The organism is Aestuariirhabdus litorea (assembly GCF_003864255.1).
Lineage (GTDB): Bacteria > Pseudomonadota > Gammaproteobacteria > Pseudomonadales > Aestuariirhabdaceae > Aestuariirhabdus > Aestuariirhabdus litorea.
Genome location: NZ_QWEZ01000001.1, coordinates 490862 through 504410 on the forward strand (window position 1 = coordinate 490862; position 13549 = coordinate 504410).

10 protein-coding genes are annotated in these 13549 nt (G+C 60.1%); 6 read left to right on the plus strand and 4 right to left on the minus strand.

Features of this window, described 5'->3' with window-relative positions:
* Positions 1–21: 21 nt before the first annotated feature.
* Both D0544_RS02380 and D0544_RS02385 read right to left on the minus strand, forming a co-directional pair.
* On the minus strand, positions 22–795 hold the full coding sequence (locus tag D0544_RS02380) for an ABC transporter substrate-binding protein (RefSeq protein ID WP_125014414.1): 774 nt from the start codon (positions 793–795) through the stop codon (positions 22–24).
* Positions 796–994: 199 nt separating this feature from the next.
* Positions 995–1948, minus strand: coding sequence for a LysR substrate-binding domain-containing protein (locus D0544_RS02385; protein ID WP_125014415.1), 954 nt, complete (start codon positions 1946–1948; stop codon positions 995–997).
* 269 nt (positions 1949–2217) lie between these two features.
* On the opposite strand from D0544_RS02385, the gene D0544_RS02390 reads away from it, so the two are divergent.
* The 4 genes from D0544_RS02390 to D0544_RS02405 are packed head-to-tail and all read left to right on the plus strand — an operon-like array spanning position 2218 to position 7228.
* Positions 2218–4374: an FUSC family protein gene (locus D0544_RS02390; protein WP_243647287.1), complete on the plus strand. Its 2157-nt coding sequence runs from the start codon at positions 2218–2220 to the stop codon at positions 4372–4374.
* Positions 4375–4393: 19 nt separating this feature from the next.
* Entirely contained in the window at positions 4394–4606 is a 213-nt protein-coding gene (locus tag D0544_RS02395; protein WP_125014417.1) for a DUF1656 domain-containing protein, read from the plus strand.
* 3 nt (positions 4607–4609) lie between these two features.
* Positions 4610–5737 carry an HlyD family secretion protein gene (locus tag D0544_RS02400; protein WP_207905747.1) on the plus strand — a complete coding sequence of 376 codons (1128 nt, stop codon included), beginning with the start codon at positions 4610–4612 and terminating at the stop codon, positions 5735–5737.
* A gap of 9 nt (positions 5738–5746) precedes the next feature.
* Positions 5747–7228, plus strand: a complete 1482-nt coding sequence (locus D0544_RS02405; RefSeq protein ID WP_125014418.1) for an efflux transporter outer membrane subunit — start codon at positions 5747–5749, stop codon at positions 7226–7228.
* Between the two features lie 19 nt (positions 7229–7247).
* On the opposite strand, the gene D0544_RS02410 is transcribed toward D0544_RS02405, so the two are convergent.
* Positions 7248–9296, minus strand: a complete 2049-nt coding sequence (locus D0544_RS02410; RefSeq protein ID WP_125014419.1) for a methyl-accepting chemotaxis protein — start codon at positions 9294–9296, stop codon at positions 7248–7250.
* A 136-nt stretch (positions 9297–9432) separates the two neighbouring features.
* Positions 9433–10677, minus strand: coding sequence for a sodium/glutamate symporter (gene gltS, locus D0544_RS02415; RefSeq protein ID WP_125014420.1), 1245 nt, complete (start codon positions 10675–10677; stop codon positions 9433–9435).
* A gap of 202 nt (positions 10678–10879) precedes the next feature.
* On the opposite strand from gltS, the gene D0544_RS02420 reads away from it, so the two are divergent.
* Positions 10880–12205: a spinster family MFS transporter gene (locus tag D0544_RS02420; RefSeq protein ID WP_125014421.1), complete on the plus strand. Its 1326-nt coding sequence runs from the start codon at positions 10880–10882 to the stop codon at positions 12203–12205.
* A 190-nt stretch (positions 12206–12395) separates the two neighbouring features.
* A complete protein-coding gene (locus tag D0544_RS02425; protein ID WP_164880798.1) occupies positions 12396–13544 on the plus strand; it encodes an efflux RND transporter periplasmic adaptor subunit in 1149 nt (382 codons plus the stop codon).
* Positions 13545–13549 lie beyond the last annotated feature (5 nt).

The following is a 13549-nucleotide window of genomic DNA, read 5'->3' on the forward strand; positions in this document are numbered from 1 at the left end:
CGGCGGCGAAGCGGTGTGGGGTCAGCCACCATAAATGTCGAAGTCAAAGTACTTGCTTTGGATCTTCTGGTACACGCCCTTGGCGCGGATGGCCTGAATCGCCTGGTTCAGGTCGCTGCGCAGCTGCGGGCTGTTCTTGCGGATCGCAATGCCCACCCCTTCGCCGAACCACTCGCGGTCGCTGATCAGGGGGCCGACAAAAGCAAAGGCATCACCGCCCTCCTTCTTCAGCAGGCCGCTGTCGATGGCAGGAATATTGTTGATGACCAGGTCGATACGGCCGGACTTGAGGTCCAGGAAGGCCTCGTCCTGGGCACCGTAACGCAGGATCTCGGCGCCCGGAAAGTTGGCGGTAACGTACTTGTCGTGGGTGGTGGCGCGCTGTACTCCCACCTTTTTGCCCTTAAGTCCCTCAGGGGTGAAGGTCAGGTTGGTGTTCTTGCGGGCCACGAAGCGAGAGGGGATCTGGTAATACTTGTCGGTGAAGTCCACCTTCTGCTTGCGCTCGTCGGTGATCGACATGGAGGCCACGATGGCGTCGAACTTGCGGGACACCAGAGCCGGAATCATGCCGTCCCAATCCTGCGGGACCAGCTTGCAGGTGACCTGCATCTCATTGCACAGGGCCTGGGCGATGTCGATATCAAAGCCTGCCAACTCCCCCTCGGGGGTGAGCCAGCTGTAGGGGGGGTAGGCCCCTTCGACACCGATGCGGAGGGTCTGGCTATCCCCGGCCTGGGCAAGTGGTGCCCCCGCGGCCAGGAGCAGCGACAGCGACAGTAGCAGTTTTTTCATAGGGAGGTCCTTTGTGTTTATTGTTCGTTACCCGGCCAGTGCATAGAGCGCGAGGGCTTCGGGGGCGGAGGCCGCCAATCAGGCAGAGCCTAGTGCACGTTACGAACAGCGGCGCCGCAGCGCCAATTCCAATCCCGTCCCAGGCTATGTGCAAATGTTATAGGCTGGGAAGGGCCCCGGTGCGTCAGGGAAGCGGCGCTCAGGAGGGCTCCATTCGCAGCGCAATGCCGGCCGCGGCGGCCTCGCTCAGGAAAAACTCGCTAAACGCCAGTGCCGTCGGCGAGATGGGGCGAAGGGACGGAAACAGCAGGTGAAACTGGAAGGGGAGGCCGGGCTCGAAGGGGCGCACCGCGATGTTCAGTTGGCTCTGTTGTGCGTGGAGCGCGGTAAAGGGGTCGACGGCGGCCACCCCCACCCCCTCGCTGACCAGGGTCGCAGCGACGTTGGCGAAGGAGACCTCAAGCAGATCATGGCAACGAACCCCGTGGCGCTCGAGTAGCTGGTCCAGGGCCTGCTGGGTAGAGTCGTCCTGCTCGTAGCGGATCAGGGGGGCGCTGGCCAGGTCCTCGGGGCACAGGCTGGATTTGAGGGCCAGCGGGCTGTCGGCCGGTACGATGCAGACGCAGTCGCCCTCCAGCCGGCGACTCTGCACACTGGGACCGGGACTGAAGCCATCGACCAGGGCGAAGCCGATATCGCAGGACTGGATCTCCGTGCGCCGCAGCACCTCCTCGGAACGGTAGCTTTTGAGCGAGGCACTGAGGCTCCCGGCCGCCTTCAGGAAGCGGCCCAGCAGCGCCGGCAGGAAACTGTTGGAGAGCATGGGGAAGGCGGTGATGTGCAGGCTGCCGTGGTGGCATGTGCCAATATCCCGCGCACTCTCCTCCAGACTATCGAGTGCGAAGAAGGCCTTGCTGACTTCGAAGTAGAACGCCTTGCCCCGCGCGGTGGGCACCAGGCGTCCCTTGATGCGCTCGAACAGGGGAAAACTGAGCTGGTGCTCGAGGCTGGCGATCAGGCGGCTGATGGCGGGCTGGGTGATGTGGATCTGCTCGGCCGCGGCCGTCATGGTGCCCAGCTCGTAGACCGCTTTGAAGGCACTCAGTTGTTGGAATTTCAGCATGGCGATCGTAAGGCGCTTTGGGGTGTCCATAGTCGCCAATCCGCCGGGCGGGCGCAAGGGGGCAGGGGCCCCGGATACCGAGCACTCCAAGCCTAAGGTGGTAGTTTGCCTGCGGGCCCAGATCACCTACTATAAAGCCTCAGGCAGGGATTAAGGAGTGCGGTCAGGGTGATGGCAGTCGGGATGTACGCTGACAGGAGGGGCGCAGAAGTGCGGTCTTACACAGGAGTGGTTCCCTGCTGGGGTGGGGTAACAGGGCCGGTTGCTGCCAGTGACAGCGGGTTGGGCAGCGCGTGCCGATGCTGAACAGGGCGATAGCGCAGGAGGCTTTTGTGCTGGCCCTGTCGATGGTGGTCAGCTACGGCATCGCCCTGGAGATGGACCTGGATCGGCCCTACTGGACTGCTTTAACGATCGCCCTTGTGGTTACAACCAGTGTTGGTCATGCCCTCAACCGGGGGGCTGAGCGGGTGGTTGGGACCCTCCTGGGAGGAGGGGTTGCCCTGGTGCTGGTGGCTCTTTTTCCACAGGACCGGTGGTTATTCTTTATTGCCTTAACCCTTTACGGTTCCGCCTGTTGTTTTCAGAGCCCCTACGCCAAGCACCCATACATCTGGCAGTGCAGTTGGGTGGTCTGCGCGATTGTCAGCCCCCTGGCGCTCTCCAATACCGATACGGCCTTTATGATTGCTATCGCGCGTATTCAGGAAACTACGCTGGGGGTGGTCGTCTACAGTGTGATCTCCATATTGGTCTTACCGGTTAGCCGGCAGGGGCGTTTTAACGACAGCTGTCTGCAGCTTTTCAAGCTTCAGCGCCAGTATTTTGAGGAGGGCGCGAATCGTCTTCGCCAGGCGACTTCGACAGTAGACCTGAACGCTCTTTCCAGCCAGCTGTTGGCCCAGCAGGCTCAGTTTGCGGATGCGTTGGTCGCGGCTGAAACCGACACCTACCGGGTGGCCGAAGTGAGCGGTCTATGGCACCGGCTGAAGGCCCAGCAAACCCAGTTGCAGGTGGCCTTGGAGGAGTGGGCAGATAGCTTTGAGGGGCTGCCTGGCTCGGGGCCCTCCTCTCTTCTGCCTGACCTGGTTCGCTACCTCGACTGGTTGGGGGAAGGTTTTAAGGATATGGAGCGAGTGCTGTGTCATGAAGCTTCAGAGTGGCAGCCATTGGAGTGCGATCTGAATATGAATCGCAACCCCCAGCTAGAGTTTACCCTGTTCCAAAAGGCGGCTGTGATGGTGATGCGCGAGCGGCTGCTGCACGTGGGGGAGCAGCTTCGTGAGTTGCACGAGCGGCTGCTGGAAATCCGTAGCAGCGGCGCACGTATTGCCAAGAGTGGTACAGAGACCCGGCATCAAGGCTTCGTGCTGGACCCCGAGCGGTGGAAAACGTTGGTGCGCTTTTTATTAATTAACTGGTCGATTTTTCTGTTGGCACTCTATTTTAATGATATGCCCACTCCAGCCGGTACCCTCAGTATGGTGGCGGCCATCAGCCTGCAGGTAGTCTCTATACCCCAGGCACGGGCCAGCTGGATGGTAAAACCTATTCTGGTGACTTCGGTCGTCTCCTCCTTGTTCTACTATCTGGTTATGCCTCAGCTGAACAGCTTTATCGAGCTGGGAATCCTGCTGTTTGTCTACTTCTTTATCGTCGCGTATCTCTTCATTTCACCAACGAAGATGCTTTCCAAGGCTTTGGGGCTGTCTCTGTTTGCCTTGATTGTAGGTATTGATAACCCGCAAACCTACACGTTTATTCACCCCCTTAATAATGCCGCTATGTTTCTGATATTCACCGTGCTGATCAGTCTGGTGACCTATTTCCCGTTTAACCTGATGGAGGAGCGGGTGGTGCTGGATTTTCTGCGTCGTTTTTTTCGCAGCGCCGGCAGCATGCTTGATGCAGAGCCCGGCTTTTCGGGTGGCTTTGTGCAGCGAAACGTCGAGGCTTACCATCGCTATGAGGTGTCCAGCCTGCCGGTCAAGTTGGCGGGCTGGATCCCCTTTCTGCCCTATGGACACCTGACAGGAAGTAATATGGCCAAGCTACAGGCGCTGATGTTCAGCATCAAACAAGTGTCGGTTCGCTTGCAACGCTGGCAGTCGCTGGCCGAGGCAGAGGTGAGCTGGTTGGAGCATCCCCTGACGAAGCCGGCGGTGGAGCGCTGGGTGGCCGGGTTGCAGGGCATTGTCGAAGATCTGGCAGAGGATCCGGGTCAGGGCTCGCAGGCCGTGTACCGGCAACGGTTGGACCGTTTCTGTGATGAGTTCGAGCAGCAGGTCAACCGTACCCTGAGCGAGGATCCTGACGCCCGCCCCAGCGATGAGGCCGTGGAGGTCTTGAGTCGACAACTGAATGCGCTGCGATCGCTATCGGAGGCGCTGGTAAACTATGCTGGCGTTGCCGCCGAGATCGATTGGCGGCCCTGGCGCGAGGAGCGTTTTGTATGAAAAGGGAGTGTCAACCGCCATGTTGCCGGTAGCCCACGAGTTTTCGCTGGGAGGGGTGTATCTTTCGCCCTCTCTGGTGGCCGCCTTTCTTGGATTTCTCGCCGCGCTGGCGACCGCCAGGGCGCTCAACCATTTTCGGCTCTCGAAATATTTTTTTTACCCTCCACTCGTTATGCTGGCGCTGGTGGTTATCTATGGCCTGTTAATTGGTGTCTTTTTTATTGGAGTCTGATAGGTGATACATATTCATAAATATCTGCTAACTGGACTCGTCATTGCCCTTGCCGTTATCGGTTTGGTGTACAAGTACTGGGACTATGTGGTGAACCCCTGGACGCGGGATGGTCAGGTACGGGCCGAGGTGGTACAGGTCACGCCTCGAGTATCGGGTCCGATCGTCGAGCTGGCGGTTAAGGATAACCAGTTTGTGCAGCAGGGGGCATTGCTGTTCCGGGTGGACCCGCGCACTTATCAGGCGGCTTTTGACCAGGCCCAGGCCCAGTACGACAAGGCGTTGGATAACTACCAGTCGATGCTCAAGCAGGTTGACGCCGCCGCTGCACGGGTGGAGGTCGCCCGGGCCGCGGTCGCCCAGGCCCAAAGCGCCATCAAGGAGAGCGAGTCGGAGATTGCCAAGGATCGAGCTGAGTTCAGGCGCCAGCAGGAGCTGCTGCCACAGCGGGCAACCTCTCAGCGTTCCCTCGACCTGGCGCGTGCCAGCTATGAGGTGTCAGTTGAAAAACGCGAAGGCGCCCTGGCCAGCCTGACGCAGTCACAGGCCTCGCTGTCGCAGGCGCAGGCGGATCTCGGGGTGGCCCGTGCCAACCTGGGGGCGCCGGGCGAGTCCAATGCCGGTATTCGCACCGCCAGGGCTGCGCTGGAAGAGGCACGACTCAACCTGCAGTTCACCGAGGTGAGGGCACCGGTCAGCGGCTTTGTGACCAACCTGACGCTGCGCATTGGCACTCAGGCGGTGGCCAATCAGCCGATGGTAGCGCTGATCGACAGCAACAGCTTCTGGGTGCAGGGTTTTTTCCGCGAGACCCTGATGGAGCAGATTCGGGTGGGAAATCCCGCTGTGGTCACCCTGATGTCCTACCCGGATAAACCCCTGGTCGGAGTAGTGGACAGTATCGGCTGGGGGATCGCCCAGCAGGATGGCAGTACGGGCTATGAGCTGTTGCCTGCGGTAAATCCAAGCTTCGAATGGATTCGCCTGGCCGAGCGTATTCCGGTACGTATACACCTCACGGAAATACCCAAGGGTGTCTCACTTCGGGCGGGAACCACTGCTTCGGTGTTAATTCGAACCGGTAGTGGACGCTCCAGTCCTCCGGTGGCGCTGCCCACCCCTCTGCAGTAGGAAATCATCATGATACGGATTGCGAGACGCGCTTCTCTCTCCTTGCTGGCGTTGGGTATGGGAGGCTGTACCCTGCTGGGACCGGATTACCAGGCGCCGGAACCGCAGCTGATGGAGCAGTGGAGCAGCCCTCAGCCGCCACCGGTTTCCTCCCAGTCCCCGACGGATCCTCGGTGGTGGCGCACGGCATTCAATGATCCGGTGCTGGACCGGCTGGTGGAGCAGGCCCTTGAGCAGAACCTTGACTTGCGCTCGGCGGCGTTGCGGGTATTGCAATCCCAGCAGCAGTTGGCGATTGCCATCGGCAGCCAGTATCCCCAGCAGCAGCGGATAACCGCCAGTGCCGCCAGGGAACGGCAAAACAATGTGATCTTTAATGACTACAACACCGGGTTTAACCTGAGCTGGGAGTTGGACCTGTGGGGGCGCTTCAGTCGCCAGATAGAGTCAGCGGAAGCTGCACTGGAGGCGAGTGTTGCCGATTACGATGGTGCGATGGTATCGCTGGTGGCCCAGGTGGCGCAGAATTACCTGTTGATCCGCACCGCACAAAGCCGTATCGACGTGGCCCTAACCAATATCCGCTTGCAGGAGGAGGGGCTCAGGATCGCCACTGCCAAGCTGCGCGCGGGGGAGGTGAGTGAACTCGATCAGGACCAGGCCGCCAGCCTGTTGGCCAATACCCAGGCTAGCCTGCCGGCGCTGGACAGCGAGTTGCAGCAGCTGAAAAACTCCCTCGCGGTGCTGTTGGGTACGCCACCCCAGCAGATGAACTTATTGTTGACGGAACGAGGGCCGATACCGGTTACCGAGCCGCAGATAGCGCTGGGGATGCCGCAGAACCTGGTTCGCCAGCGCCCCGACCTGAGATCGGCTGAGCGGCAACTGGCCGCGCAAAGTGCGCGGATCGGGGTAGCGGAAACCGACCTCTACCCCTCACTGACCCTGGGGGGCACCATCGGCAGCGAAGCGGCACAAACCAACCAGCTATTTGAGAGTGACACCAAAACCTGGTCTGTGGTGGGTGGCTTCAGCTGGAATATTCTCAACTACGGACGCCTGAAGAGTAATGTGCGCCTGCAGGATGCGCGCTTCCAGCAACTGCTGGAGGACTACCAAAGCAGTGTCCTAAAGGCCCAGGCTGAAGTCGAGAGCGCCATCGTGGCTTATCTGAAGTCCTACGAGCAACTCACCTACTACCAGCAAGCAGCGGACGCCTCAGGGCGGTCGGTCGATATCTCCATAGCCCAGTACCAGAACGGTGCGATCGACTTTAACCGGGTGATCAGCACCCTCAGCTCGGATGCCCGTCAGCAGGACCAGCTGACCATCGCCAAAGGCAATACAGTGACCAGTCTGGTGCAGCTCTACCGGGCGTTGGGGGGCGGCTGGGAAATTCGCGAAAAGCTCAATCCCGTGGAACTGCTGCCGGAGCCTCTCCGGCAGCAGATGCGCGAACGTACAGATGCCTGGGAAGGCGTATTGCAGTAATACACCTCAATACAGTTCCCTATATCTTGAAGCGGGCAACCAGGTCCTGGAGTGTGCCGGCCTGCCGGGCCAGCTCGCGACTGGACTCGGAGGTCTGGTTGACCGCGCTCACCGCCTGACTGGCCTGGTTATCGATATCGATCACACTGAGGTTAATCTCTTCGGTGGCCGCCTCCTGCTGACACATTGCGGCAGCGATCTGTGTATTTTGTTCGTTGATCAACTCCACTTCGGCGGCTATACGGTTCAGGGCTTCGCCCGTCTTCGTCACACGTGAAGTACTCTCATCCACCTGGGCTTCACTGCTACGCATCGCTTCATGTGCCTGTTGGGTACGCTGTTGCAGCCCCTGGATCACCGTCTGAATCTCCTGGGTTGACTCCTGGGTTCGCTGTGCAAGCGTGCGCACTTCATCGGCCACCACCGCAAAGCCTCTCCCCTGTTCACCGGCACGTGCCGCCTCAATAGCTGCATTCAGTGCCAGCAGGTTGGTCTGTTCGGCGATGCCCCGAATCACATCCAGCACTTTACCGATCTTCTCGCTGTCCTGGGTGAGGACCTCGATCACATTGGCGGTTTCCGACACCTTCGTCGCCAGGGAGCGAATGGTGGTCACTGTCTCATCGACCACCTCGCGGCCCTGCAGTGATACCTCCTGCGCCCGTTCGGCAGACTCTTTTGCTGATACTGTGTTTTCGGCCACCTCTCGGCTGGAGGCGGTCATCTCAGTGATGGCGGATGCCACCGAGGTGGTGCGTTTTTGCTGCTCGAGAACGCTGTCTTTGGTTTCGTTGGCTACCATCGACAGCTCTTCGGCCTGGGAGGCGAGCATGCTTGAGGTGGTTGCAACCTGACTGATGGTGTCGCGCAGGCCATCGGCCATGCGCCCCATGTTGTGGTTGAGCTGCGCCAGCTCGTCGTTGGTGGCATTCTGGCCCGGACGGCACATCTGGATCGTCAGGTCACCGTCGGCAATTTGGGTGCTGGCATAGGACATCCCCTCGATAGCGTGGATGATTTCGCGCACCACGAAGTACATGACTGCAGCGGCGAGAATGATACTGACTGCCAGTGCGATCAGCATAAGGCTGAAGGAGATGGTTTTTGCGCTGGTGACGGCGCCCAACTGTCCCTCCACCTTGGAGTCGGCGGACTCCTCTATCACACCAATGGTATCCAACAGCTCGGCAGCAATCTGCTGGTACTGGACGTTGGCGGTTCTGAACGACTCAAATGCATCAATGGCTGCTTGCGAGTCTCTTTCATGTTGATCCAGGGCGGTCTTGATGCTGCTGGCGAAATCCTGGCCCTGAAACTGTCCACTCGCGACCTGCTCCTGCATAAACAGGGGGTGTATGGCGATCTCTCCGACCTTCTCTCGTAGCCCTTCAAGGGAGTCGCTAAGTCCCTCGCGTATGGACTTCTCACTGGCGGTTTTGCTGGGGTCCAGCAGCTCTATCAGGCTCTGGTAATAGAAGAAACGCGATAGCATCTCGATCTGAGTCTCCATTCCCCCATCGGCGGCGGACCATTTTTCCGCGAGGCCGCTGTTCCAGCTGGTCAGCTGGTTGGGGTTGTTCTCAAGCGACTCCACGGCGGAGTCACCCAGCTCCTCGGCTTGCACCATCAGGGCCTGGAACGCACTGAAACTGTTTCGCAAAGCCTGGTCGGCGCCAGCAAACTGCTGGTGGCTGCTAAGCAGCTCGTCCTGAGCCCGGTTGAAGGCCGACTGCTGGCGGTTGAGGGTCTCAATATCGGCATCGTTCAGCAGGCCGGCATTGATCATGCGCCCCAGCGCTTCCTTGGCGGTTGCTGTGCCTTCGTCGATGATCGCCATTGCCACCGAGGTGTCGGCCTGCCCCGAGATCGCCAGGCCAACGCCAATCATCTCCGCTTCGATACCGATGCTTCCCTCCATGGCGCCATCGGCGGTATCCCAGGCGGGACCGGTAATAAAATCCAGCAGGCTAGACAGCCTGTTAACCCCATAGAGTCCGGCAGAGGTGCACAATATCACCATCAACACCATCAGAAGGTAGCCACCACCTAATTTTTTGCTGATCTTCATCCGCGTCTCTCATGTTTGTTGATATTTATCAATAGTAGAAGCGATTAGTTAAAGCACAACCGCGTATCACAAATTGAGTTACGTAGATGCCAACAGGATGGATCACCCGGTTGGGCTGTTTTTCAGACCAGGTCGGTCAGTTGAAGAGGGGCAGGTCGAGGATAAACTGGATCACGGCGGCGTTCACCAGGTCAATAAAGAAGGCGCCGACCAGCGGCACCACCAGCAGGGCCTTGACCGAAGGACCGTGTTCATCGGAGATGGCGGCCATATTGGCCAGAGCCACCGGCGTGGCCCCCAGGCCAATGCCCAGAAAGCCACCCGTGATGACGGCGGCATCGTAATCTTTGCCCATCACACGATAGACCACAAACGCGGCCAGCAGGACCGCCACCAGGGTTTGGGCAAACATGATCAGGGCCAGTGCACCGATCACACCCGACAGCGACAGCAGGCTCATGCTCATCAGGCTCATGGTGAGAAAGAGCTGCAGGCTGACACTGCCGGCGATGTTGATGGCGCGGGGATTGAGCTGCAGGCGCAGCCCTGTCTTGACTCGTTGGGGCAGATTAGCAATCAGCACGCCGACCATCATCGCGGTGAGAAAACCGGGGAGGTTGATGTTTCCCCCGCTGAACAGTTGGTTCACCCCGTCACCCACCGCCAGGCAGAGACCCAGGGCCAGGATGGTGCCGATGAAGTCTTCGGCCGTTGCCGGTCGATGGGGAATGCTCTGTGCGACCGGCAGCGCTTCCTCCTCGGTCTCCGGTGCCCGCAGTCGGTGGCGGCGAATCAGGCTTCCGGCCACCGGCCCTCCCACCAGACCGCCGAGAATAAGGCCCAGGGTAGCCGCGGCAATGCCAAACTCCGCCGCGCCCTCAAAGCCATGCGCGCGTGCAACCTCTCCCCAGGCGATGGCGGTACCGTGTCCGCCAATCAAGGAAATACTACCGGCAAACAGTCCCAGTACCGGGCCCTCGCCCAACAGCATGGAAAGGGAGATACCGACTGCATTTTGCAACAATATGAGTGCGGTACAGAGCATAACCAACAGCACGATCGCCTGACCTCCGGCCAGCAACGCGCTGAAGCGAGCGGTCAGACCAATAGTGCTGAAAAAGATCAGCAGAAGCAGGTTGCGCAGCTCCAGGTCGAAGCTGAGGTTGAGCCATCCCTGGTAGGAGAGCAGTGCCAGCACGATGCTGCACAGGAGGCCTCCGGTCACCGAGGCGGGAATATTGTTTTGCTGCAGGAAGCGGGAGCGTGAGGTGAGATACTCACCCCCGTAGAGCACCACAATGGCCATGATCACCAGGTATCGTCCCGCGACCAGGACCTCGGTGTCGGGAAGACTTTGGAGCCAGCTGATGAGTCCATCCATGTGCGGTAAAAAATCCTTGGGGAGTGAGCCTGAGCGAGGGCTAATTATGCCTGAGCCCCACTCGGTTTGCGAACCGGCCCGGGGCGGTGGCAGGGCCCCTGCTAGAGACATACCCTGTCATTAATGCAGGTGATGATCGTTTCCAGGATGCCGGCGAGGCTGGTAGGGTGGGGTTACCAATAACAATAATGATGGAATTAATATGCCGCAGCCCCCCCTTGTGCCACCCTCGAGTGGCTACCGCCGTTATGTATTGATTCTTCTTACCTTCGTCTACGCCCTCAATTTTATTGACCGCCAGATCCTGGTGATCCTGCAGGAGTCGATCAAGCAGGATATGGATCTGTCGGACTCCCAGTTGGGGCTGTTGACCGGATTTGCCTTTGCGATCTTCTACGTCAGTGTGGGTATCCCCATCGCGCGCTGGGCGGATGTCGGCAACCGGCGCAATATCGTCTCCATTGCCCTGGCGTTGTGGAGTGGCATGACCGCCCTGTCGGGTTTGACACAGAACTACCTGCAGCTGTTGCTGGCCCGTATCGGTGTGGGTGTCGGCGAGGCCGGTGGTAGCCCGCCCGCCCACTCCATTATCTCTGACTACTACCCGCCGGCCCAACGGGGAAGAGCGCTGTCGTTTTATTCAATGGGGGTCTATGTGGGTATCCTGTTGGGCTTCCTGGTGGGGGGGTGGATCAACCAGCATTATGGCTGGCGGATCGCCTTCTTCGCGGTGGGGCTGCCGGGTATTCTGGTGGCGCTGCTGGTACGGTTCAGCGTCCGTGAGCCCCATCGAGGGGCTTCCGATGGCCTCACTCAGCAGGACCCCGTGAGCCTGTCGGTCACCCTGGGCACCCTGTGGAAGCTGAGATCCTTTCGCTACTTTTCACTGGCCGCCGGACTCACCGCCTTTACCAGCTACGGGGCAGGTAACTTCCTGCCCTCCTTCCTGATTCGCTCCCATGGCCTGAGCGTGATGGAGGTGGGGGTCAGTTTGTCGTTGATCGTCGGTGTTGGTGGTGCCATTGGCACCTACCTGGGGGGCTTTATTGCGGACCGGTTGGGTCAGCAAGAGCCCCGCTGGTACCTCTGGGTGTCGGCGATCATGTGCCTGCTGGGGGTTCCGCTGACGATAGTGGCCTGCTTTGCGGGCAACAGTTCGCTGGTGCTCGGCCTGCTGTTTTTCTCTACCCTGTTTGGCGCCTGCTACCTGGGGCCCACCATCGCCATTACCCACAGCCTGGTTAGCCCGGGAATGCGGGCGATCGCCTCGGCTGTGCTGTTCTTCATCCTCAATCTGGTGGGGTTGGGGTTGGGGCCACTGGCGGTGGGTGTGATCAGCGACCTCCTGGCGCCCTCCCTGGGCAGCGACTCCCTGCGCTATGCCATCGCCATCGCCATGGGGGCGGGGGTGCTGGCCAGCGCCGGATTTGCCATCGCCGCCGCCCGTCTGCCGGAAGACCTTAAACGCTCTGCTGCACCCTCGATGGCCGGGGCGGAGGAGGGGACCCCCTTGCCCCAGACGACCTAAGGCGACAGGCGACTTTGCACAGCGGGCGTCGCCGCCGGGGGTGGCGCCATCAGCGTCTGCACGCCTAGGCTGCCCGCTCATCCCCTGCTATAGTCAGTGTCTGGATTGGCGCTAGATTCAAGGGATACTGATGATGAGGGTTTTATCAATACGCCCCCGACAGGGTTTCGTCTGCGCGGGGCTTGCACCCGTGCTGCTTTTGCTGCTGGCTGGCTGTCAGCCCTCCTCCCCACCCCCTCAACAAGCGGTGCCCGAGGTGTCGGTGATCACTCTCAAACCGCAAACCCTGGATGTTACCCTGCCTCGACTGGCGCAACTGGAAAGCTCCCGGGAGGTCAAGGTGGTGGCCCGGGTCTCTGGCTTTCTGGAGAAGATCAGTTACCAGGAGGGGGCGCTGTTAAAAGAGGGGGAGGAGATGTTCGTTATGGACAAGCGCCCCTTTGAAGCCCAATTGGCCGCCGCCAAGGGTGAACTGGCCGCCGCCGAGGCGAGGTTGTGGACCGCGGAGGCCAACCTCAAGCGCATTCGCCCCCTGACCGAAGCGGACGCCATGAGCCAAAGTGACCTGGATCAGGCGATCGGCAGCCAGCGCTCCGCCCAGGCGGCGGTCTATGCCGCTCGGGCCAAGGTTGACAGCGCCCGGCTGGAGCTGGGCTACACCACCCTGCACGCCCCCGTCACCGGACTCAGTGGTGACGCCTTGCAGCGAGAGGGGGCCTATCTCAACAGCTCCGGCGACTCCGCCTATCTCTCCTATGTGGCACAGATCGATCCCATCTGGGTCAACTTCTCCATCTCGCAGAATGAGCTGGAGCAGTATCGACGCCTGGAACAGGAGAAACTGCTGATCACCCCTGAGCTCAACCAATACAGCTTCGAACTGGTGATGAGCGATGGTTCGCTCTACCCCCTGAAAGGAAAGCTGGACTTTGCCTCTCCCATCTTTGATTCCACCACCGCGACCTTCCAGGTGCGGGCCGTGGTGCCCAATCCCGATTTCCTGCTGCGCCCGGGGATGTTTGTAAAAGCCAATATTCTTGGTGGCAAGCGTCCCAACGCGATCCTGGTGCCACAGAAGGCGGTGATCCAGCAGGGTAACGACCAGGTGGTGATGTTGGTTAACAGCAACAGCGAAATTAGGGTCCAGCCGGTGACGACCGGCAACTGGCAGGGTGACCAGTGGATCATCGAGAAGGGGCTCAAGGGCGGCGAGCAGCTGGTGGTCAGCGGCTACCAGAAGGTACGCCCCGGAATGCGGGTGAAGGCGCTCCACTATCTGCCGCCCGACCGGGACGCGCAGTCGGCGCAGCCAAGTCCACCCATGACCACTAAGCCGTAGGGGGA